Origin of the sequence: Sphingopyxis sp. DBS4 (assembly GCF_024628865.1) — a bacterium.
In the GTDB taxonomy this organism is placed as follows: Bacteria; Pseudomonadota; Alphaproteobacteria; order Sphingomonadales; family Sphingomonadaceae; genus Sphingopyxis.
The window spans coordinates 3528445-3548401 of the sequence record NZ_CP102384.1 but is presented as its reverse complement, the minus strand read 5'-3'; the positions used below and the strand labels follow the sequence as shown (position 1 = coordinate 3548401).

The 19957-nt window shown below is 66.3% G+C and carries 19 protein-coding genes; 7 read left to right on the top strand and 12 right to left on the bottom strand.

The annotated features are described in order from the left end of the window. Window positions 1-23: 23 nt before the first annotated feature. The 8 genes from NP825_RS16985 to NP825_RS16950 form a co-directional block, all read right to left on the bottom strand. Window positions 24-827, bottom strand: a complete 804-nt coding sequence (locus NP825_RS16985) for an SDR family NAD(P)-dependent oxidoreductase (protein ID WP_257545705.1) — start codon at window positions 825-827, stop codon at window positions 24-26. 2 nt (window positions 828-829) lie between these two features. Continuing rightward, window positions 830-1603 (bottom strand): SDR family NAD(P)-dependent oxidoreductase, encoded by a 774-nt coding sequence (locus tag NP825_RS16980; RefSeq protein ID WP_257545703.1) that lies wholly within the window; start codon window positions 1601-1603, stop codon window positions 830-832. Continuing rightward, on the bottom strand, window positions 1600-2673 hold the full coding sequence (locus NP825_RS16975; protein ID WP_257545701.1) for a phosphotransferase family protein: 1074 nt from the start codon (window positions 2671-2673) through the stop codon (window positions 1600-1602). The genes NP825_RS16980 and NP825_RS16975 overlap by 4 nt, the downstream gene beginning before the upstream one ends. After that, window positions 2670-3761 (bottom strand): Zn-dependent alcohol dehydrogenase, encoded by a 1092-nt coding sequence (locus NP825_RS16970; RefSeq protein ID WP_257545698.1) that lies wholly within the window; start codon window positions 3759-3761, stop codon window positions 2670-2672. The genes NP825_RS16975 and NP825_RS16970 overlap by 4 nt, the downstream gene beginning before the upstream one ends. Before the next feature lie 111 nt (window positions 3762-3872). Then, window positions 3873-5162: an acyl-CoA dehydrogenase family protein gene (locus NP825_RS16965; protein ID WP_257545696.1), complete on the bottom strand. Its 1290-nt coding sequence runs from the start codon at window positions 5160-5162 to the stop codon at window positions 3873-3875. Window positions 5163-5285: 123 nt separating this feature from the next. Beyond that, a complete protein-coding gene (locus NP825_RS16960; protein WP_257545693.1) occupies window positions 5286-6722 on the bottom strand; it encodes an MFS transporter in 1437 nt (478 codons plus the stop codon). Further along, window positions 6719-8158 (bottom strand): MFS transporter, encoded by a 1440-nt coding sequence (locus tag NP825_RS16955; protein WP_257545691.1) that lies wholly within the window; start codon window positions 8156-8158, stop codon window positions 6719-6721. The genes NP825_RS16960 and NP825_RS16955 overlap by 4 nt, the downstream gene beginning before the upstream one ends. Then, window positions 8155-9012 carry an SDR family NAD(P)-dependent oxidoreductase gene (locus NP825_RS16950; RefSeq protein WP_257545689.1) on the bottom strand — a complete coding sequence of 286 codons (858 nt, stop codon included), beginning with the start codon at window positions 9010-9012 and terminating at the stop codon, window positions 8155-8157. The genes NP825_RS16955 and NP825_RS16950 overlap by 4 nt, the downstream gene beginning before the upstream one ends. Before the next feature lie 170 nt (window positions 9013-9182). Between NP825_RS16950 and NP825_RS16945 the strand changes: the two genes are divergently transcribed. From NP825_RS16945 to NP825_RS16930, 4 genes are all read left to right on the top strand, one after another. Beyond that, complete coding sequence (locus tag NP825_RS16945; RefSeq protein WP_257545687.1) at window positions 9183-10364, top strand: acyl-CoA dehydrogenase family protein; 1182 nt, start codon at window positions 9183-9185, stop codon at window positions 10362-10364. Between the two features lie 3 nt (window positions 10365-10367). Next, window positions 10368-11486, top strand: coding sequence for an acyl-CoA dehydrogenase family protein (locus NP825_RS16940; RefSeq protein ID WP_257545684.1), 1119 nt, complete (start codon window positions 10368-10370; stop codon window positions 11484-11486). A 144-nt stretch (window positions 11487-11630) separates the two neighbouring features. Further along, window positions 11631-12434, top strand: coding sequence for an SDR family oxidoreductase (locus tag NP825_RS16935; protein ID WP_257545682.1), 804 nt, complete (start codon window positions 11631-11633; stop codon window positions 12432-12434). Window positions 12435-12606: 172 nt separating this feature from the next. Continuing rightward, window positions 12607-13119, top strand: a complete 513-nt coding sequence (locus NP825_RS16930; RefSeq protein ID WP_257545680.1) for a hypothetical protein — start codon at window positions 12607-12609, stop codon at window positions 13117-13119. Window positions 13120-13237: 118 nt separating this feature from the next. Here NP825_RS16930 and ppc read toward each other — a convergent pair whose 3' ends face one another. From ppc to NP825_RS16910, 4 genes are all read right to left on the bottom strand, one after another. Further along, window positions 13238-15907, bottom strand: a complete 2670-nt coding sequence (gene ppc, locus NP825_RS16925; RefSeq protein WP_257545678.1) for a phosphoenolpyruvate carboxylase — start codon at window positions 15905-15907, stop codon at window positions 13238-13240. 70 nt (window positions 15908-15977) lie between these two features. Further along, window positions 15978-16424, bottom strand: coding sequence for a hypothetical protein (locus NP825_RS16920; protein WP_257545675.1), 447 nt, complete (start codon window positions 16422-16424; stop codon window positions 15978-15980). Window positions 16425-16558: 134 nt separating this feature from the next. Beyond that, window positions 16559-16969: a YbaY family lipoprotein gene (locus tag NP825_RS16915; RefSeq protein ID WP_257545673.1), complete on the bottom strand. Its 411-nt coding sequence runs from the start codon at window positions 16967-16969 to the stop codon at window positions 16559-16561. 325 nt (window positions 16970-17294) lie between these two features. Next, window positions 17295-17861 (bottom strand): HNH endonuclease, encoded by a 567-nt coding sequence (locus NP825_RS16910; protein WP_257545671.1) that lies wholly within the window; start codon window positions 17859-17861, stop codon window positions 17295-17297. Window positions 17862-18031: 170 nt separating this feature from the next. Between NP825_RS16910 and gluQRS the strand changes: the two genes are divergently transcribed. The 3 genes from gluQRS (at window position 18032) to NP825_RS16895 (ending at window position 19846) form a co-directional block, all read left to right on the top strand. Continuing rightward, the gene (gluQRS, locus tag NP825_RS16905; RefSeq protein ID WP_257545669.1) at window positions 18032-18895 is read left to right on the top strand and encodes a tRNA glutamyl-Q(34) synthetase GluQRS; all 864 of its coding nucleotides are present in this window, start codon (window positions 18032-18034) and stop codon (window positions 18893-18895) included. Between the two features lie 9 nt (window positions 18896-18904). Next, a complete protein-coding gene (locus tag NP825_RS16900; RefSeq protein WP_257545667.1) occupies window positions 18905-19129 on the top strand; it encodes an HIG1 domain-containing protein in 225 nt (74 codons plus the stop codon). A 135-nt stretch (window positions 19130-19264) separates the two neighbouring features. Then, entirely contained in the window at window positions 19265-19846 is a 582-nt protein-coding gene (locus tag NP825_RS16895; protein ID WP_257551510.1) for a cob(I)yrinic acid a,c-diamide adenosyltransferase, read from the top strand. The last annotated feature ends 111 nt before the right edge of the window (window positions 19847-19957 follow it).

Sequence of the window (19957 nt, the reverse complement as noted above, 5' to 3'; positions counted from 1 at the left end):
ATCCTTTCCTTGGGCGCTCCTCTCTAGTGCGAGGTCTGGCCCAGAAGCTGGCGCGTCACCGGGTGCGAGCTGGTGAGGCCGCCATCGACCGCGATCGCCTGTCCGTTGACATAGCTCGCCTGATCGCTCGCGAGGAAGAGCGCGACATTCGCGAGTTCCTCGGGCTGCGCGGCGCGGCGCAGGGGATTGAGCTGGCCGAGCTTGTGGGTGACCTCCTTGGCGCGCGCATAATCGAAGGTCGGCTTGGTCATCCCGGTTTCGGTGAGGCCGGGGCAGACCGCGTTGACGCGCACGCCGCTTGTCGAAAGCTGCTGCGCCGCAACCTTGGCGAGGTTGATGACCCCGGCCTTCGATGCCGAATAGGCGCCCGGACCCGCGCCCGAATTGAGTCCCGCGACACTGGCCGTGAGGACGATCGCGCCGCCGCGGCCCTGATCGACCATTGCTTTCCCGGCGTGCTTCACCATCAGCGCGGGGCCGATCAGATTGACGCGCAGCGTTTCGGCCCATGCGGCGGGATCGAAATCGAAGATGCCGCCCATGTCGCCGATGATCCCGGCGTTGGCGAAGGCGACGTCGAGCCCGCCGAAGCTGTCCTTCGCGGTGGCGACCAGCTTCGCGACGTCGGCCTCGACCCCCGCGTCGATCTCCAGCGCGACGACCTCGCCGCCCGCGTCCTTCACCGCCTTGGCGGTGTCGTGCACCGCCGCGGTCTTGTCGCCGATGACGAGCTTCGCGCCCTCGGCGGCGAAACGCAGCGCACTTGCGCGGCCGATGCCGCTGCCCGCGCCGGTGATGATCGCGATCTTGCCGTCCAATGCGCCCATGTTCATCCTCCGCTCGAAGTATTGCCGCCGTCGATGACGATCGTCTGACCTGTGGTGAAGCCGCCTGCGCGGCTCGCGAGAAAGACCGCGGCTCCCGCGATTTCCTCGGGCTCGCCGATGCGGCGAAGCGACGAGCGGCGCGTCGATATTTCCAGCGTGTCGGGATTTTCCCACAGCGCCCGCGCGAAGTCGGTCTTGATGAGGCCGGGCGCGATGCAGTTCACGCGCACGCCCTGCGGCCCGAATTCATCGGCGAGGTTGCGCGCCATCTGCATGTCGGCGGCCTTGGAGATCGCATAGGCGCCGAGGATCGACGACCCCTTGAGGCCCCCGATCGAGCTGATGATCGTGATCGACCCCTTGCCCGCCGTGAGCATCGCCGGCGCGCACATGTGGATCAGCCAGTGATTGGCGACGATATTATTGTCGAGGATCTTGCGGAACTGCTCGTCGCTGATCCCCGCCGACGGGCCGTAATAGGGGTTCGACGCGGCGTTGCAGACGAGCGCGGTGACCGGGCCGAAGGCCGCGGTCGTAGCATCGACCAGATGTTGCAGATCGTCTTTCGACGAGATGTTCGCGGCGACCGCGATCGCGGTTCCGTCGCCATATTTCGCGTTCAGTGCGGCCGCGACCGCGTCGCACGCGTCCTGCTTGCGGCTCGATATCACGACCTTTGCGCCCTGTTCGGCCATCGCTTCGGCGATCGCCTTGCCGATGCCGCGCGATGACCCGGTGATCAGCGCGACCTGGCCCGTCATGTCGAACAGGCTCATGCGCCGGCCTTTCGCGCAAAGTCCCAGGCCTTTTCGGCGAGCGGCAGGACGCGTTCGGACATCGCCTTGGCGTGCGCCGATGACGCGGTGCCGTCGATGACGCGCTTCTTGATCCCCTGCATGATTCCGGCGAGGCGGAAGAAATTATAGGCGAAATACCAGTTCATGTCGGGCACGCCGTCGCGGCCGGTGGCGGCGCAATAACGCTCGACGACCTCGTCGAGCTCGGGAATGCCCAGGCTCACGCGGTCGAGGTCCATGACGCCCGATCGCCCGCCATTCTCGGTCACCCACGCCATCGCGACATAGGTGAAGTCGGCGAGCGGATCGCCGAGCGTCGACAGCTCCCAGTCGAGCACCGCGAGCACCTCGGGTCGGTCCTTGGCGAAGATCATATTGTCGATGCGATAGTCGCCGTGGACGACGCTGGTGCGCGTCTGCTCGGGCAGCGTCGCGGGCAGCCAGGCGATCAGCCGCTCCATCTCGTCCATCGTCTCGGTTTCGGACAGCTTGTACTGCTTGGTCCAGCGATCGACCTGGCGGCCGAAATAATTGCCGGGCTTGCCGAAGTCCGCCAGCCCCGCTGCCTCGACATCGACGTTGTGCAGCGCGGCGAGCGTGTCGATCATCGCATCATAGGTCGCGCGGCGGTTCTCGGGCGTCGAACCGGGCATCGATCCGTCCCAGATCGTCTGGCCGTCGACCATCCCCATGACATAGAACCAGCTGCCGACGACGCTGTCGTCGGTGCACAGCCCATATTGGCGCGCGACCGGGAAGCCGATTTTATGAAGGCCGGCCTGCACCTTATACTCGCGGTCGACCGCGTGCGCCGAGGGAAGCAGCGGGCCGAAGGGTTTGCGCCGGAGCACATAATTGCCCGACGGCGCGCTGATCTTGTAGGTCGGGTTCGACTGGCCGCCGGCGAACTTGCCCTGCGTCAGCGGCCCCTGAAAGCCCGCGACATTCGCTTCCATCCACGCCGTCAGCTTCGCCTCGTCGAGGCGGTCGGAACCTTCGGGTGCGACGGTGCCGCTGAAGGCCTTTTGCGCGTCGAGACCCGTCGTCATTGGTCGAACACGATCACCGACCGCGCGGCATCGCCTTTCTTCATCTTGTCGAATCCTTCGTTGATCTTTGCGAGCGGAATCGTTTCGGCGACGATGCTGTCGAGGTCGAGCAGCCCGCGCAGGTAGAAATCGACGAGGCGCGGAATATCGACGGGGAAGCGGTTGCCTCCCATGATCGCGCCCTGGAGCTTCTTGCCCGAAAGCAGGTCCATCGCGCCGAGCCCGACCTTTTCCGAAAGCGGCATCATGCCGAGGATCGTCGCGGTGCCGCCGCGGCGAAGCGAGGCAACCGCAAGACTCGCCGAGGCCGGACGCCCGACCGCTTCGATCGCATGATCGACGCCGCCCTTCGTCAGCTCGACGATCTGCTTCGCGGCATCGTCGGCGAGCGCGTCGACGACGTCGGTCGCGCCCAGCTTCTGCGCCAGCGCGCGCTTTTCGGGAACCGGATCGGCGGCGATGATGCGCCCCGCGCCCGCGATCTTCGCGGCGTTGATCGTCGCGAGCCCGACGCCGCCGCAGCCGACGACCGCGACCGTCTCGCCCGGGGTCACCTTGCAGGCGTTGAAGATCGTTCCCGCGCCCGTCGTCACCGCGCAGCCGATCACCGCGGCGCGGTCGAGCGGCATGTCGGGGTCGATCGCGACGCACGCATGTTCGTGGACCAGCATCACCTCGGAGAAGGCCGAGAGATTGAGCATCTGATTGACCGGCGATCCGTCGGGACGCGTGATGCGCGGGGCCGATCCGACAGGGCGGCGCGTGTCGCCGCCCATGCACAGCGACATGCGGCCGCTGACGCAGAACTCGCAATGGCCGCAGAAGGCGCTGAGGCAGGTGACGACCGCGTCTCCCGGCTTCACCGTGCGGACCTCGCTGCCGACCGCCTCGACGATCCCCGCCGCCTCATGGCCCGGAATCGCGGGCAGCGGATGCGGATAGGCGCCGTCGATGAAATGCAGGTCCGAATGGCAGAGGCCACACGCTGCGGTGCGGATGCGCACTTCATGCGGGCCGGGCTTGTCGACGACGATCTCTTCGATCTGCAGCGGTTTGCCCGGTTCGATCAGGACGGCGGCTTTGGTCATCAAAATCTCCATTTGGTCCCCCTGCCGCGTGTGGAAGGGGTCAGGGGAGGGAGTGTCGAACTCGAAGCGGAACAGGCCCTCCCCGGCCCCTCCTGCAAGCGGGAGGGAAGCTTAGCGCGAAACCCCGATGTCCCCCGACGAGAAGCCCGGATCACTGGCGGGCGCATGCTTCGCCAGCTCGATGCGCGAAATCGCGCGTGCGTGGACCTCGTCGGGCCCGTCGGCGAGGCGCAGCGTGCGCTGGTGCGCATAGGCCTTGGCGAGGCCGAAATCTTCGGACACGCCGCCGCCGCCGTGCGCCTGGATCGCGTCGTCGATGATCTGCAGCGCCATGTTCGGCGCCTGCACCTTGATCATCGCGATCTCGGCCGCCGCCGACTTGTTGCCGACCTTGTCCATCATATCGGCGGCCTTCAGGCAAAGCAGGCGCGTCATCTCGATGTCGATGCGCGCGCGGGCGATGCGCTGTTCCCAGATGCTGTGCTCGGCGATCGTCTTGCCGAAGGCGGTGCGCGATTGCAGCCGCTTGCACATCTTCTCCAGCGCTTCCTCGGCGACGCCGATCGTGCGCATGCAATGGTGGATGCGCCCCGGCCCGAGGCGGCCCTGCGCGATCTCGAAGCCGCGCCCCGCGCCGAGCAGCATCGCATCCTCGGCATTGACGCGCACGTCCTTGAGTTCGATTTCCATATGGCCGTGCGGCGCGTCGTCATAGCCGAAGACGGGCAGGTGGCGCTTGATGTGGATGCCGGGCGTGTCCATCGGCACCGCGAGCATCGACTGCTGCGCGTGGCGCTTCGCCTCGAAGTCGGTCTTGCCCATCACGATCGCGACCTTGCAGCGCGGATCGCCCGCGCCCGACGACCACCATTTGGTGCCGTTGATGACATAATCGTCGCCGTCGCGCGCGATCCGCGTCTCGATATTCGTCGCATCGGACGAGGCGACCTGCGGCTCGGTCATCAGGAAGGCCGAGCGGATCTCGCCGTTCATCAGTGGCCCAAGCCATTTGTCCTTCTGCGCGCGCGTGCCGTAACGGTGGAAGACCTCCATATTGCCGGTGTCGGGCGCCGAACAGTTGAACACCTCGCTCGCGAAGCCGACGCGGCCCATCTCCTCGGCGCACAGCGCATATTCGAGATTGGTGAGGCCAGGGCCTTCGAACTCGAACGTCTCGTCGACATGATGGTGCGCGCCGCTGCGCGGGGGCATGAACAGGTTCCAGATGCCCGCGGCCTTCGCCTCGGCCTTCAGATCCTCGACGACCTGGATCACCTTCCAGCGGTCGCCCGCCTCGTCCTGTTCCTTGTAGGTGGGAACCGCCGGGCGCACCTTGCGCTCGATGAACTCGCGCACCCGGCCCTGCCAATGCTGCTGCCGGTCGGTGAGATCGAAATCCATCTGCGTTCCTTTCCCTTTACGTTTACGTAAACCCTTGGACCGATTCGCCCGCCTTGCCAAGTCCCGCCGCGCAGAAAGTTGCTCCCGCGCGGCGAGTCGCGCAATCCTCCGCCCCCTGTTCCGCTAGGACCGCGGCGCTTCGTCGATCCTGTCGGCAAGCGCCGCGAGTCGCGCCTCGTGGCCGGCCCGGTCGATTGCGTAGCGGCGCAGCCCGGCGGCCGCCATGATCGCGATCAAAATCATCAGCCCGGCGAAGATCCAGCCCATCGTCGCCGCGGCGCTCGCGGGCCAGTCGTCGGGTCGCACGCGCTCGCCGAGCCCGACATAGGCGACGAGCTGGCCGACGGTGAAGATGCCGAGCGCCTGGCCGAATTTCTGCGTCATCAGATAGCCCGCGAAGAAGACCCCCTCGATCCGCGTGCCATGCTCGATCTCGTGCGCCTCGACGATCTCGGCGACCATCGACGAGCAGGAGATATGGCCGACGACCAGCCCGAACAGCGAAATGGTCTGGAGCGTGAGGAGCAGCACCATCGACGGCCAGCCGCCGAGCTCGGGCCACCAGCCGAGGTTGCGCGCCGCATAGGGCAGGAAGGCGACCACACCGCTGAACAGCACCGCGGCGATCGCCGTATCGCGCTTGCCGAAGCGGCGGTGCGCAAGGCCCACCGCGGCGAAGGCGCCGAACACCGCGACCGCGAGGCCGATCGGATAGAGCGCGAGCTGGTCGTCGCTCAGCCGCCAGATATAGAGCATCGTGTAATTGGTCGCGGCGATAGTCGTCGCATAGCCGGTGACGACGAACAGCGCGCCGCTCGCCAGCGCGATGAAGGCCGGATTGCGAAAGGCGAGCGCGATGTCGGTCAGCATCGAGGAGCCATGCGCCTGCACGGGCGGCGGCGGCAGCGCCAGGATGCGCCGCTGCTGGCCGGCCGCCGAGCCGAGCGTTGAGACGAGGATCAACGTCGCGCCGAACAGGCCGAAGGCGGCATAGCCCGACGGATCGAGCAGGCCGCTGCGCGCCGGGTCGTCGGACTTCAGAAAATAGCCATAGGCGAGCGCGGTCGCCGCCAGCCCGCCGAGCCAGCCGAACAGGAAGCGAAAGCGCATCAGCGTGGTGCGCTCGTCATAATCGCGCGTCAGCTCGGCAACGAGCGACACCGACGGAATCTCGCACGCCGAAACGAGCACGCGCACCGCGACGACGTTGAGGATCAGGCCGAGGGTCGAATGCCGGGCGACGTCGGGCGACACCCAGAGCAGTGCCCAGGCGATCGCCATCGGCAGCGCCGCGCCATAGAGCCACGGCAGCCGCCGCCCGAGCCGCGTCCGCGTCGCGTCGGACAGGCGGCCGATCAGCGGATCGACGAGCGCATCGATCAGCATCGCGCCGATCAGCACCAGCGACACGACCCGCGGGTCGAAGCCGAGCACCTGGTTGTAATAGATCATGAAGAAGGTGGTGAGCCCCGCCTCCTTCACCCCCATGGTGACGCTGCCGAGCCCATGCGCGAGCTTGATCCGCGTCGGCAGCGGGGCGGTTGATGCGGTAGCGGTCATTGAAGCCCGGCGGCTTCCGACGCGGCGAGCGCCGCGACCCGCGCTTCATGGTCGGCGCGGTTGATCGGAAAGCGGGCGAAGGTCCAGGTCGAGGCGATTGTCGCGACGACGACGATCAGGCTGTAGCTGACCACGAGCCAGTCGATCACGTCGGGTGCGACCTGACCCGGAACCGCTTTCGAGGGCAGTCCCGACAGGCTGATCAGCAGGCCGGTCAGCCCGATGCCGACCGCGGTCGCGCATTTCTGGACGAACATCCAGCCGGCGGCGAAAATTCCCTCGGTGCGGCGTCCGGTCTCGACCTGCGACGCCTCGACGACGTCGGCCAGCATCGACTGGCCCGAGATCATCACCATCACCGCATTGACGTTCGATATAAGGATGAAGGCCATCAGCAGATTGCTCGAAAAGGCCGACCCGATCGCCGGCCAATGCCCCGACAGGAACAGCGCGAAGGGCACGGTCCAGAAGATCGTGCTGATCACCCCGCACACCACCGCGACCTTCTTCTTGCCGAAGCGGTGATGGAGCGGCTGCACGATCACGAAGGCGATCATCACGCTCACCATCAGCAGCCATGGCAGCGCCGCGAAGGCGCCTTCGGAAAAGCGCCAGACATAAAGATAGAGGAAGTTCGAGATGGTGAAGGTCATCTGCGTGCTCGAAATCGCGATCAGCGAGGCGCCGAGCAGGATCAGCGCGGCGGGATGGCGCAGCGCCTCGAAAATCTCGGCAAAGGCCTGTTTCGGCGATGCGGGCTCGGGTTTCGTCGCCGGCCAATGCGCGACGCGGCGATGCTGGCCGAGCGCCGAGACGATCACCGTCACCCCCATGATCAGCGCGCCGCAGAGGCCATAGAGCCAATAGCCGGACGGGTTGAGCTGGCCGAACTCGTGCGTCGCGTCGGCGCGCAGGAAGACGGTGTTGGCGAGGAAGAAGACGAGCAGCCCGCCACCCCAGGCGAAGAGAAAGCGAAAGCGGACGAGCGCGGTGCGCTCGTCATAGTCGCTCGTCAGTTCGGCGACGAGCGATTGCGACGGCACTTCGCAGCACGAGACGAGCGTGCGCACCAGCATCGCGACCACGACCAGATAGGCGAAGATATGCGTATGGTCGGCCGGCGGCGACCACAGCAGCATCCACGCGAGCCCGAGCGGCAGCGGCGCCAGATAGAGCCACGGATGGCGGCGTCCCCAGCGCGTATAGGTGCGGTCGGAGAAATAGCCGATCAGCGGATCGACGAACGCGTCGGCGAGCAGCGCGAACATCAGCGCGAGCGAAACAAGGCTCGCGTCGAGCCCGACCACCTGGCTGTAGAAGATCAGCAGGAAGGTCGAAAAGCCGTTGTCCTTGACGCCATAGGCGACGCTGCCGAGCCCGTGATAGAGCTTGAGGCCCAGCGGCAGCCGCGTCTGCGGCGGCGTGTCGGCGCTCACGCGGCGGTTCCGGCCTGAGCGGCTTCCTCCATCGCGGTCAGCGCGTCGAACATCCCCGGCGCCTCGGGATCCCAGGCGTGACGCTGGCCGATCGTCAGCCCGCCGTCGACGAGCATGTGGGTGCCGGTCATGAACGAGCTGTCCTCGCTCGCCAGATAGGCGACGGCGTTGGCGATATCCTCGGGCTGGCCGCCGCGCGCGACCGGCTGCGCGTGCGCGCTCATGTCGGCGATGATCGCCTTCGCCGCGTCCTTGCTCGCGTCGGGCACCTCGAGCGACGAGGTGAAGATATTGGTGTTGATGAAGCCGGGGCAGATCGCGTTCACGCGGATGCCATATTGCGCAAGGTCGGTCGCCGCGACCTTGGTCAAGTGGAGCACTCCCGCCTTGGCGACCGCATAGGCGGTCGGCGAATAGCCGGCGCCGAGCGCCGCAACGCTCGCGGTGTTGACGATGCTGGCGCCCTTGCGCCCCTTCATGTGCGGGCTCGCATAGCGGATGCCCATTGCGACCGATTTCAGAATCAGGTCCATCGAGCGGTCCCACCCCTCTGGCGTGATCTCGTCGATCGGGGCGCGATCGCCGCCCGCAGCGGCGTTGTTGAAGACGATGTCGATCCCGCCCGTCTTTTCGGCGGCGGTGTTCATCAGCGCCTCGATGTCGCTCGGCACGGTGACGTCGCAGCGGACGAAATCGATCTTGCCGTTTGATTGCTCGGCGAGCGCCTTGCCGCCCGCTTCGTCGATATCGGCGGCGAAGACGTGCGCGCCTTCGCCCGCGAGTTTCAGCACCGCCGCCTTGCCGATGCCCGATGCCGCGCCGGTAATCACGGCGACCTTGCCTGCGAATCGCATATCTCTGCTCCCGTTTTCTTTTGCCACCTAGCTTAGGCGCGAAGCGGCCATCGTCAACGGCTCTCGACCTTCCGTTACGGCGCCGTAGCGTCGGTTCCCGCACTCAAGTTGACGCTTGCGTAAAGGAGCGATCAGGCCTTAGTTTCGTGCCCAGAAGAGGAGCCTTTGAGATGAGCGATCTGGACGCCTTCCGCATCGAAGTGCGCGCGTGGCTGGAAGCCAATTGTCCCCCCGAAATGCGCGAACCGATCCGCGACGAAGACGACGTCTGCTGGGGCGGACGCAAATTTAAGTTCAAGAATGCCGCGCAGAAGCAGTGGCTCGATGCCTGCGTAGCCAAGGGCTATACCGTCCCCGACTGGCCGAAGCCCTATGGCGGCGCCGGGCTGACCCCCGAAGAGACCAAGGTCCTCAAACAGGAAATGAAGCGCATCCACGCGCGCTCGCCGCTCGACAGCTTCGGTATCTGGATGCTCGGCCCCGCGCTGCTGCAATTCGGCACCGAGGAACAGAAGGTCCATTATCTGAACCCGATCGCGCGCGGCGAAATCCGCTGGTGCCAGGGCTATTCGGAACCCGGCTCGGGCAGCGACCTCGTCTCGCTCCAGACGTTTGGCGAGGACAAGGGCGATCATTGGGTCGTCAACGGGTCGAAGATCTGGACCAGCTATGCCGACAAGGCCGACTGGATTTTCTGCCTCGTCCGCACCGACAAGGCGAACAAATATCAGGGCATTACCTTCATGCTCTTCGATATGGAGAGCAAGGGCGTCACGACCAAGCCGATCCTGCTGATTTCGGGCAACTCGCCCTTCTGCGAAACCTTCTTCGACGATGTCGAGGTGCCGAAGACGCAGTTCGTCGGCGAGATCAACCGCGGCTGGGACGTCGCCAAATATCTGCTCGGTCACGAACGCGAGATGATCTCGGGCGGCGGCGCGGGGGGCGACATGGTCAGCATCGGCGGCGCCTTCGCCAAGGCGTTCGGCAAGAATGCGGCCGGCGAACTCGACGATCCGATCCTGCGCGCCGAGATGGCGGCGTTCGACGTCGACGTCTTTGCCTACCGTGCGATGGGCGAGCGCTTCATGGACATGTGGAAGACCGGCCGCGCGCACCCCGCGTCGTCGAACATGATGAAATATGTCGGCACTGAGCTCAACAAGCGCCGCCATGAACTGGTGATGGCGGGCGGCGGCAGCGACGCGCTCGAATGGGACAGCGAGGAGAGCAAGGGCGGCGCCCGCGCGCGCACCTGGCTGCGCACCAAGGCCAATTCGATCGAAGGCGGAACGAGCGAAGTCATGCTCAACGTCATCGCCAAGCGTATCCTCGACCTGCCCGGAGCCTGACCCATGCCGCTTTATCACAACGACGACCAGGCGATGCTCAAGGACAGCGTCGCGCCCTTCGTGGCCGAGCAGGCGCCGGTCGCGCACCTCCGCCAGCTTCGCGACAGCGCCGACGCCACCGGCTTCTCGCGCGACCTCTGGGCCCAGTTCACCGAAATGGGCTTGCCCGGCATGCTCGTTCCCGAAGCGCACGGCGGGCTCGGCATGGGGCATATGGAGGCGGGCATCGTGCTCGAGGAGATCGGCCGCAACCTGACCCCGTCGCCGTTCCTCGCGACCAGCGTCGGCGCGGTCGCCGCACTCGCGAAGGCGGGCGGCACGCAGGCGGGCCGCTGGCTCCCCGCGATCGCCAGCGGCGAAGCGATCGTCGCGCTCGCGATCGACGAAGGCGCCAAGCACCGCCCCGACCGCATCGCCACCACCGCGACCCGCGCCGGCAACGGCTTCCGCCTCGACGGCAAGAAGAGCTTCGTGCTTCACGGTCATGTCGCCGACATGAGCATCGTCGCGGCGAAGACCGACGGCGGGATCACTTTGTTCGCGGTGCCGAAGGATGCGAAAGGCCTGACCGCCGATCCGCGCCGCCTCGTCGACTCGAGCCTCGCGAGCCACGTCACCCTCGACGGGGTCGAAGTCGATGCCGATGCGGTGATCGGCGAGGTCGATGCCGGCGGCGACATCCTCGACGCTTTGCTCGCCGCCACCCGCACCGGCGCTGCGGCCGAAATGGTCGGCGTCGGTCAGGGCGCGATGGATCGGACCGTCACCTACCTCAAGGAACGCAAGCAGTTCGGCAAGCTGATCGGCGAGTTCCAGGGCCTCCAGCACCGCGCCGCGCATCTCTATGGCGAAATGGAGGTCGCGCGCGCCACGGTGATGAAGGCGCAGCAACTGCTCGACGAAGGTAGCGAGGGCGCGAAGCTGATGGTCTCGGTCGCCAAGGCGAAGGCCGGCCGCGCCGCCAACCTCGCGGTGCGTGAGGGCGTGCAGATGCACGGCGGCATCGGCATGACCGACGAATATGACATCGGCCTCTATATGAAACGCGACCGCGCGCTCGCCGAATATATGGGCGATGTGCATTATCACATCGACCAGGTTGCGCGGATGAACGGCTACTGAGTTGAACCCATCCCCTCCCGCTGGCGGGAGGGGCAGCGAGAGTTGCGAGCTTGCTCGCTACTCGCAGCGGGGTGGGCAACCGCACCGTTGCTGGCCCACCCCTAACCCCTCCCGCAAGCGGGAGGGGAATATCGGAGAACGACAATGAATCTTCAGGACATGTTCGGCCTCGATGGCCGCATCGCACTCGTCACCGGCGGCTCGCGCGGCATCGGCAAGATGATCGTCGAGGGCTATCTCGCCGCGGGCTGCGCGCGCGTCTATATCTCGGCGCGCAAGACCGCGCAGATCGAGGAAGCCGTTGCCGATTTCGAAACGCGCTATCCGGGCAAGGTCATCGGGCTTCCCGTCGACCTCTCGACCGTCGAGGGTTGCCGCGCGCTCGCCAAGGAACTCGAAGCGCGCGAGGAACGCCTCGACATCCTCGTCAACAACGCGGGCGCCGCGTGGGGCGAGCCGTTCGAGGGCTTCCCCGAGGCGGGCTGGGACAAGGTGATGGACATCAACGTCAAGTCGCCCTTCTTCCTGACGCAGGCGCTCCACGGCCTGCTCAAGGCTGCGGGCACCGCCGACCGTCCGGCGAAGGTCATCAACATCGGCTCGATCGACGGTCTGCGCCTCAATCCGTGGGAGACCTACAGCTACCACGCGTCGAAGGCGGCGATCCTTTATCTCACCAAGCGCCTCGCGGCGCGGTTGGTCACCGATCATATCCTCGTCACCGCGATCGCGCCGGGCGCCTTCCAGTCGGACATGAACAAGGCCGCGCGCGACCATGGCGATGCCGTGGCGAAAAGCATTCCGGTCAAGCGCATCGGCAATCCCGAGGACATGGCGGGCGCCGCGATCTTCCTCGCGTCGAAGGCGGGCGACTATGTCGTCGGCGACACGATCGCGGTCGACGGCGGGCTGGTGCACGGCGACCTCAAGACCAGCATCGACGCCTGACCCGTCCCTTATTGTCTTCGTCACCCCGGACTTGATCCGGGGTCCATTCGGCGCTCGCCCCACAGGTGAGGGCGAATGGATGCTGAATCGAGTTCAGCATGACGATGGATGAGACGTTGACCCGCCAATCTCCAAGGTGTATTATTCAAACAATGCACTAAGGAGATGCCCGATGCGTTTCGCCTATCTGCTCCCCCCGATGATGCTTCTCGCCGCCTGCGGGCAGAGCGAGAAGAAAGACCAGCCCGAAGTTTCGATCAACGCCGGCGACGAAAAGGGCGGGGTCCACATCAGCGCCGACAAGGACGGCGGCCGGATCAAGATCGGCGGCGAGGGTGCCGGGATCGACATGAAGCTCCCCGATTTCGCCAACCTCGACATCGAGAGCGATTTCGACATCGACGGCGTAAAGCTCTATCCCGGCAGCAAGGTCACGACGGTCAACGTCGACGCGAACGTCAGGGACGATAGCGACAAGGCCAAGGTCGAACTCGGCTTCACCTCGCCCGCGGCGCCGGCGAAGGCCGCCGACTGGATGGCGGGCGAATTCGCCAAAAAGGGCATCAAGGTCACCCGCACCGGCGACAGGCTTGCGGGCCGATCGAAGGACGGCGACGATTTCACGATCGACTTCACCCCCGATGGTGCGAACGCCAAGGGCAAGGTGCTGATCACCAAGGGGTGACGCGACGACCATTGTCATTGCGAGGAGCATAGCGACGAAGCAATCTCCAGCTATCGGCCTTGCGCAGGGCCGATAGCTGGAGATTGCTTCGCTCCGCTCGCAATGACGGTGTTTGGGTCTACCCGCTGTTCCTGAGTGCCGTCGCGATCGCGTTGATCGTGAGCTGGATGCCCTCGGCAATGCGCGGGTCGGTTTCGCCCGCGCGGTGGCGCTTCATCAGTTCGATCTGCAGCAGGTTGAGCGGCTCGATATAGGGCAGTCGCAGCCGGATCGACGCTTCGAGGGCGGGATTCTTCTCGAGCAGCCGCGACTGGCCGGTGACCCGGAGCAGCCCGTCATGCGCGCGGTTCCAGCCGTCGCGGACACGCGCGAAGATCGCGTCGTGCCCGTCGACATGGGCGGCCAGTTCGGCATAGCGCGCCGCGATTCCCATGTCCGATTTCGCGAGCACCATCTCCATATTGTCGAGCAGCGCGGCGAAGAAGGGCCAGCTTTGCGCCATGTCGGCGAGCAGCGCCTGATCGCCGAACGCCGCGAAGGCCTCGCCCGTCCCGTACCAGCCGGGCAGCATCGTGCGCGCCTGCGCCCAGCTGAACACCCAAGGGATCGCGCGCAGATCCTCGATTGCGGTCGATTTGGTGCGGCTCGACGGGCGCGATCCGATCTTGAGCCCCGCGATCTCGGCGATCGGGGTCATCGCGCGGAAGAAATCCTTGAACGCCGGTGTGTCGTAGACAAGGCCGCGATACGCCCCGAACGCCGTGCCCGACAGCGCGTCCATCGCTGCGGTGAAGCGCCCGCAGTTCGCGGCGTTCAGCCCCTCGGGCTCGAGGCTGGCGAGCAGGCTCGCCGACACCATCGCCTCCAGATTGGTCGCCGCGCTGTCGGCGGTGCCATATTTGGCCGCGATCACCTCGCCCTGCTCGGTGATGCGGATGCGGCCCTGCACCGTTCCCGCGGGCTGCGCGCGGATCGCCGCGAAGGCGCTGCCGCCGCCGCGCCCGACCGCGCCGCCGCGGCCGTGGAACAGCTGCATCGCGCTGCCCGCGGCGTCGAACACCGGGGTCAGCGCATCCGACGCCTGGTGCAGCCCCCAGGTCGAGGTCAGATAGCCCCCGTCCTTGTTCGAATCCGAATAGCCGATCATCACTTCCTGATGCCCGCGCGCGGCGACCTGCGGCGCGATTTCGGGCAGCGCGAAATAGCGCGCCATGATCGCGGGCGCGTCATCGAGGTCGGCGATCGTCTCGAACAGGGGCACGACCATCAGCGTGTCGGCGCCCTCGGCCGACCACAGCCCCGCCTCGCGCGCGAGGACATGAACCTCGAGCAGGTCGGACAGGCTTTCGGCCTTGCTGATGATCCATTGCACGATCGCGTCGGGGCCCAGCCTGGCGCGGATCGCGGCGGCGGCGTGGACGATCGCGAGTTCGCCCGCAGTCTCTTCGCTCCACTGGTGCCACGGCGCCGCGAGCGGGCGGTTGACGCCGAGCTCGCGGCGCAGCAGCGCGACGCGCGCTTCCTCGTCCAGCGCGAGATAGTCGGCTTCGACCCCCGAAACCCTGAGAAGTTCGGCGAGCACGCGCTCGTGCACCGCGCTGTTCTGCCGCATGTCGAGCGTCGCGAGGTGGAAGCCGAAGACCTCGACCGCGCGGATCAATCGCCCGAGCGCGCCGATCCCCGCAAGCTGCCCCTCGCCGCTCGCCGACAGGCCGTCGGCGATGGTGACGAGGTCGCGGCGAAAATCGGCGGGGGTGCGATAGGCGTCGCCCGCCAGTGGCGACGGGCGCGGCGGCGCTTCGCCGACGATGGCGGCGTAAGTCGCGCAGATGCGCGCGTAGATGCCCGACAGCGCGCGGCGATAGGGCTCGTCGCTGCGGCTCGGCGCGGTGTCGCCGCTCGCTTCGGCCAGCGCCTCGACCGCGGCGGGGACCGGCGCCAGCGCGGATGACACCGACAGCTCGGCGCCGAGCGCATGGACCGCGTCGGCATAATGGCCGAGCACCGCCGCCGCATTGCGGCTCGTCGCCATGTGCAGCGTCTCGGCGGTGACGAAGGGATTGCCGTCGCGGTCGCCGCCGATCCAGCTCCCGACGCGCAGGAAACTCGCCGGGCGCGTTCCCAGCTCCTTTTCCCAGCGGGCGTAGAGCCGCGGCACCACCGGCAGGAAGACATCGCGCAAATAAGTGAGCGCATTGTCGATCTCGTCGGCGACGAACAATTTCTCGGTGCGCAGCGGCCGCGTCTGCCACAGTAGCACGACCTGACGGCGGATCGCATCCTCGATCGCGTCGCCTTCGGGGGTTTCGTCCAGCCCCGCGTCGCGCAGCCGCATCAGGTCCGCGATGCGATTCTTGTGGTCGAGCACCGACTTGCGCCGCACCTCGGTCGGGTGCGCGGTCAACACCGGCGCGACGAGCGCGGCGTCCAGCAGCGCTGCGACCGCGTCGCGGCCGATCCCGTCGCCCTTCAGCTTGTCCAGCGCCGCGGCGACCGTCGCCTCGGGCTCGGCGGCGACGCCTTGTCTGTCCTCGGCGAGGTTGGCGAGCATCGAAAAGAGCATGAAGCCGCGCACAAAGGCGATCGTGTCGTCGAGGCTCAGCGCGTCGAGCCCCGGATCGATCGCTTCCGCTCCAGCGATGCCGCGATGGCGGTCGACGCTCGACGATCGGATATATTCGGTCTGCCGGAACAGTTTCTCGCCGCCATAGGCGCGGATGACGTCGCCAAGGATCCGCCCGAGATAGCGGATGTCGGGGTTCTGGCTGATCTGGATCGGTGGGCCCATGAGCGCACTTGCTGCACTGCAGCGAACGCTACGTCAAGCGGCGCATAGCTATGCCGCGCTTGGCAGTCCGTCAGGCGAAGGTGTCGTAGACGTCGTCGGAAAAGCCTTTTCCGCGCCGCAAGGCAAGTGCGCCGCGGACCCCGCCGACCATCGCTCCCAGCAGCACGGCGCCGACGACCCAGGATGTGGGGGTTCCGTTGAGGATCGTGCCGAGGAAATATAACAGCGTCGCAAGGATTCCGACAACGATGCCCCGTCCCCGACGAAGGAGTGCGGCGGCGACAAACATCAATATGATCTGGGCAACGGCAATCAGGATGACGGGATTGGCTTGGCCGATGAGCCGCATCAGATTGTCGGTGCCGACCGAAAACCATAATCCCAGGCTGCTCAGGACAGCGACGATGGTGAGTGCCGTCGATGCCGTTTGCGCTGCGCTGAGCGCGCCCGCGCGAGTCGTCAGGTCGGGCGACCACAAATTCTTGAACGTCCCCCCGACTCCACCTTCATATGCCATAGGATCATTCCCCCTGATGTTTGGTCAAGGCGCGCCCCACGCGATGACCTCCCCAAGGCAGGATGGTCGGCCGGTTCAGCTTAATCAATGCCCATTGCGTTAATGCCGCCAATCCGGACGCGATCGCTATATTCTCAGCGCGTCCGGACCATCACCAGCGTGCCCAGTTCGATCCGCGAGCGCCCGTCGAAGGTCACGCCATTATGTGTGTCGGTGATGAACATCAGCTTCCCCGAAGCATCGGTAATCCGCGCCGCAACCGCATAGCGCCCCCTGGCGTCGAGCTTGCGCTGATCGACGGTCAGCGAAAAGGCGAAGGGCACTTGCCGCCCGTCGGCGGTGAACGACTGCTGTGCGATCGTCTTCGACGGCGCGTCCATCAGGCTGACGTCGTCGAGCCGGATTTCGACCTGCGCGGTCGGCGGCAGCGCCATGCGTTCGCGATAGGTGATGGCGCCAGTCACCGTCACCGGCTGCTCGGACGGCATGATCGTCGCGCAGGCGGCGAGCGGCAGGGTGGCGAGGGCGGCGGCGAAACGGAGCATGATCTTTTCCTTTCCTGCCTGCTTATGCTCTGCGTAACCCTTCTGCGGCGTGAACGGCAGGGAACAGGAGTGAAGAGGACGATATTCGCGCAGAGACGCAGAGATCGCAGAGAGGTTGGATTTGGTTCACGCGGAGACGCGGAGAGGTTAGGGCCTGCCGCGAAGCGGCCTTATCTTGCGACCTATTGGAAGACCGGGATGGAGAGACAGGAAAGAGGCCTGTCAGCCTGAGCCAAAATCTCCGCGTCTCCGTGTCTCCGCGTGAATCAAAATTCTCTGTGGCCTCTGCGCGAATATCCTTCTGTCCGCCCCGTTCGGGTTCCCGTCAGCCTTCCAGTTCGACATCCCAGTAAAGCCAGTCGATCCAGCTTTCGTGCAGATAGTTCGGCGGAAAGGCGCGGCCATTGTCCTGAAGCTGCCAGCTCGTCGGCCGCCACGGCTGGCGATAAAGCGGCATGTGCGCCTGCTGCGGCGTGCGCCCGCCCTTTTTGAGGTTGCACGGCGCGCAGGCGGTCGCGACATTCTCCCACGTCGTCCGCCCGCCGAGCCGGCGCGGCACGACATGGTCAAAGGTCAGATCCTTGCCCGACCCGCAATATTGGCACGCGAAGCGGTCGCGCAGGAACAGGTTGAAGCGGGTGAAGGCCGGGTGCTGCGACGGCTTCACATATTGGCGGAGCGCGATCACGCTGGGGATCGGCATCGTCCGCGTCGGCGAATGAATCTCGCGCTCGTAATTCTCGACGATGGTGACCCGGTCGAGGAAAACCGCCTTGACCGCGGTCTGCCATGGCCACAGGCTCAAGGGGTAGTAGCTGAGCGGCGTATAATCGGCGTTGAGCACTAGCGCGGGACAGGAATCGGGATGCCGGGCGAGATCGGGATGGAACATGGCTTTACGACGCTGCCCCCTTTGCTGCGCGGGATGGCGCGCCACTGCCGTTCCCAAGTGACAGCGTCATTACATCACGCATATGATTCTGCCGTCAAGGGGGCATCTGCCGCAAGATATGGAAGGATCGGCGCGGGTGCGGCACAGCATATGGATATGCGCGCCCGCTCATGCTGACCCGTTTCGCGCCCAGCCCAACGGGAGAACTGCACCTCGGCCATGCCTATAGCGCGGCGCTCGCCCACGGTGCGGCGCGCGATGCCGGCGGGCGTTTCCGCATCCGCATCGACGATATCGACGGCAGCCGCTCGCGCGAGGATTATGTGGCGGCCTCGCTCGCCAACCTCGCATGGCTGGGGCTCGACTGGGACGGCGATCCGGTGCGCCAGTCAAGCCATCTCGGTGATTATGCCGCGGCGCTTGACCATCTGCGCGCACGCGGCCTCGTCTATCCCTGTTTCTGCACCCGCGCCGACATCGCCCAAAGCCTCGCCGCGCCGCATGGGCCGCCCAATGCTTCGGGCGGCGCCGTCTATCCCGGCACTTGCCGCCACTTGCCGGCGGCCGAGCGCGCGCGCCGCCTCGCCGATGAGCTGCATTGCTGGCGGCTCGACATGGCGCGCGCCGCCGCGCTCGCGGGCGCTCTCGACTGGGAGGAAGCGGGGCAGGGGATGCGCGCCGCCGATCCGGCCGCGCACGGCGACGTGGTCCTCGCGCGCAAGGATGCCCCCGCCAGCTATCATCTCGCGAGTACGATCGACGATGCGGCGATGGGGGTGACGCATGTGATCCGCGGCGCCGACCTGATCGCCTCGACCGACGTCCACCGCCTGCTCCAGGAGTTGCTGGGCCTCGCGACCCCCGTCTATCGCCACCACGCCCTCGTCTGCGGTCCCGACGGACGGCGGCTCGCGAAGCGCGACGCCGTCGCCTCGCTGGCCGCGCTGCGTGAAGCCGGGGTCGACGGGCGCGTGCTCGCGGCCGATCTGGTTCGCGAGCGGCTTCCCGCTGGCTATTCGCTGCAAACAGCCTAAATAGGAACGATGCAGATCATCCTCGTCCTTGCGGTCGTCGTGGCGGCCGGCCTCGTCCTCTTCTCGCTTGCGCGCGGGCTCATCTATTTCGCCAAGGGGCATCAGGCCGCGCTCGACGGCACGATCCACGAAAATCAGGTGATGCAGAACCGGATGATGATGGCCCGCGTCAAATGGCAGGCGATCACCATCATCCTGCTCATCATCATCGGCGTGACCGCTGCCGGCAGCTGATCGGGGCGCTTCCTTTTCCCGTTCGTGTCGAGCGAAGTCGAGACACCCATCGACCTTGCGCCGGCCCGAGGGGCATCTCGACTTCGCTCGATGCGAACGGAGTGGGATGATCGTCTAAACTCCGGACTGTCCGACATGGTCAAACTCAACAAGATCTACACCCGCACCGGCGACGGCGGCACCACCGGGCTCGTCGACGGCTCGCGCATCGCCAAGTCGGCGCCGCTGATGGCGGCGGTCGGCGATGTCGACGAAGCGAACAGCTGGGTCGGCCTCGCCGCCGCCGCGCTCGATCCGGCGAGCGACGAGGCGGCGATGCTGTCGCGCATCCAGAACGAATTGTTCGACCTCGGCGCCGACCTTGCGACGCCGCCCGACAGCGAACGCGGCTTCGGTCCGCACGACATGGCGCTGCGCATCGTCCCCGGCCAGATCGCGCGGCTGGAGGAAGAGATCGACCGCATGAACGAAGCGCTCGAATCGCTTCGCAGCTTCATCCTGCCCGGCGGCACCGAAGCCGCCGCGCGGCTCCACCTCGCCCGCGCGGTGACCCGCCGCGCCGAACGCGCCGCGGTCGCCGCCGGCGCGGAGCGCGACCTCAACCCGCTGGCGCTCTCCTATCTCAACCGCCTGTCGGACCATCTTTTCGTGCTGACCCGGCATATCAATGCCGGCGCGGGCGGCGACATCCTCTGGAAACCCGGCGCGACGCGCTGACCGAAGCGTAAGGGCTGTCCTTCATTTTCTTCGTCACCCCGGACTTGATCCGGGATTATCCCTTTCCGAGATATATGTTTTCTAACGCGAGCCTGGGGGAGCCAATTGGGA

What these genes read in the sequence shown, in the direction of transcription:
- NP825_RS16985 (WP_257545705.1), bottom strand. Translation starts at nt 827, where the DNA reads ATGGGCGCATTGGACGGCAAGATCGCGATCATCACCGGCGCGGGCAGC.
- NP825_RS16980 (WP_257545703.1), bottom strand. Translation starts at nt 1,603, where the DNA reads ATGAGCCTGTTCGACATGACGGGCCAGGTCGCGCTGATCACCGGGTCA.
- NP825_RS16975 (WP_257545701.1), bottom strand. Translation starts at nt 2,673, where the DNA reads ATGACGACGGGTCTCGACGCGCAAAAGGCCTTCAGCGGCACCGTCGCA.
- NP825_RS16970 (WP_257545698.1), bottom strand. Translation starts at nt 3,761, where the DNA reads ATGACCAAAGCCGCCGTCCTGATCGAACCGGGCAAACCGCTGCAGATC.
- NP825_RS16965 (WP_257545696.1), bottom strand. Translation starts at nt 5,162, where the DNA reads ATGGATTTCGATCTCACCGACCGGCAGCAGCATTGGCAGGGCCGGGTG.
- NP825_RS16960 (WP_257545693.1), bottom strand. Translation starts at nt 6,722, where the DNA reads ATGACCGCTACCGCATCAACCGCCCCGCTGCCGACGCGGATCAAGCTC.
- NP825_RS16950 (WP_257545689.1), bottom strand. Translation starts at nt 9,012, where the DNA reads ATGCGATTCGCAGGCAAGGTCGCCGTGATTACCGGCGCGGCATCGGGC.
- NP825_RS16945 (WP_257545687.1), top strand. Translation starts at nt 9,183, where the DNA reads ATGAGCGATCTGGACGCCTTCCGCATCGAAGTGCGCGCGTGGCTGGAA.
- NP825_RS16940 (WP_257545684.1), top strand. Translation starts at nt 10,368, where the DNA reads ATGCCGCTTTATCACAACGACGACCAGGCGATGCTCAAGGACAGCGTC.
- NP825_RS16935 (WP_257545682.1), top strand. Translation starts at nt 11,631, where the DNA reads ATGAATCTTCAGGACATGTTCGGCCTCGATGGCCGCATCGCACTCGTC.
- NP825_RS16930 (WP_257545680.1), top strand. Translation starts at nt 12,607, where the DNA reads ATGCGTTTCGCCTATCTGCTCCCCCCGATGATGCTTCTCGCCGCCTGC.
- ppc (WP_257545678.1), bottom strand. Translation starts at nt 15,907, where the DNA reads ATGGGCCCACCGATCCAGATCAGCCAGAACCCCGACATCCGCTATCTC.
- NP825_RS16920 (WP_257545675.1), bottom strand. Translation starts at nt 16,424, where the DNA reads ATGGCATATGAAGGTGGAGTCGGGGGGACGTTCAAGAATTTGTGGTCG.
- NP825_RS16915 (WP_257545673.1), bottom strand. Translation starts at nt 16,969, where the DNA reads ATGCTCCGTTTCGCCGCCGCCCTCGCCACCCTGCCGCTCGCCGCCTGC.
- NP825_RS16910 (WP_257545671.1), bottom strand. Translation starts at nt 17,861, where the DNA reads ATGTTCCATCCCGATCTCGCCCGGCATCCCGATTCCTGTCCCGCGCTA.
- gluQRS (WP_257545669.1), top strand. Translation starts at nt 18,032, where the DNA reads ATGCTGACCCGTTTCGCGCCCAGCCCAACGGGAGAACTGCACCTCGGC.
- NP825_RS16900 (WP_257545667.1), top strand. Translation starts at nt 18,905, where the DNA reads ATGCAGATCATCCTCGTCCTTGCGGTCGTCGTGGCGGCCGGCCTCGTC.
- NP825_RS16895 (WP_257551510.1), top strand. Translation starts at nt 19,265, where the DNA reads ATGGTCAAACTCAACAAGATCTACACCCGCACCGGCGACGGCGGCACC.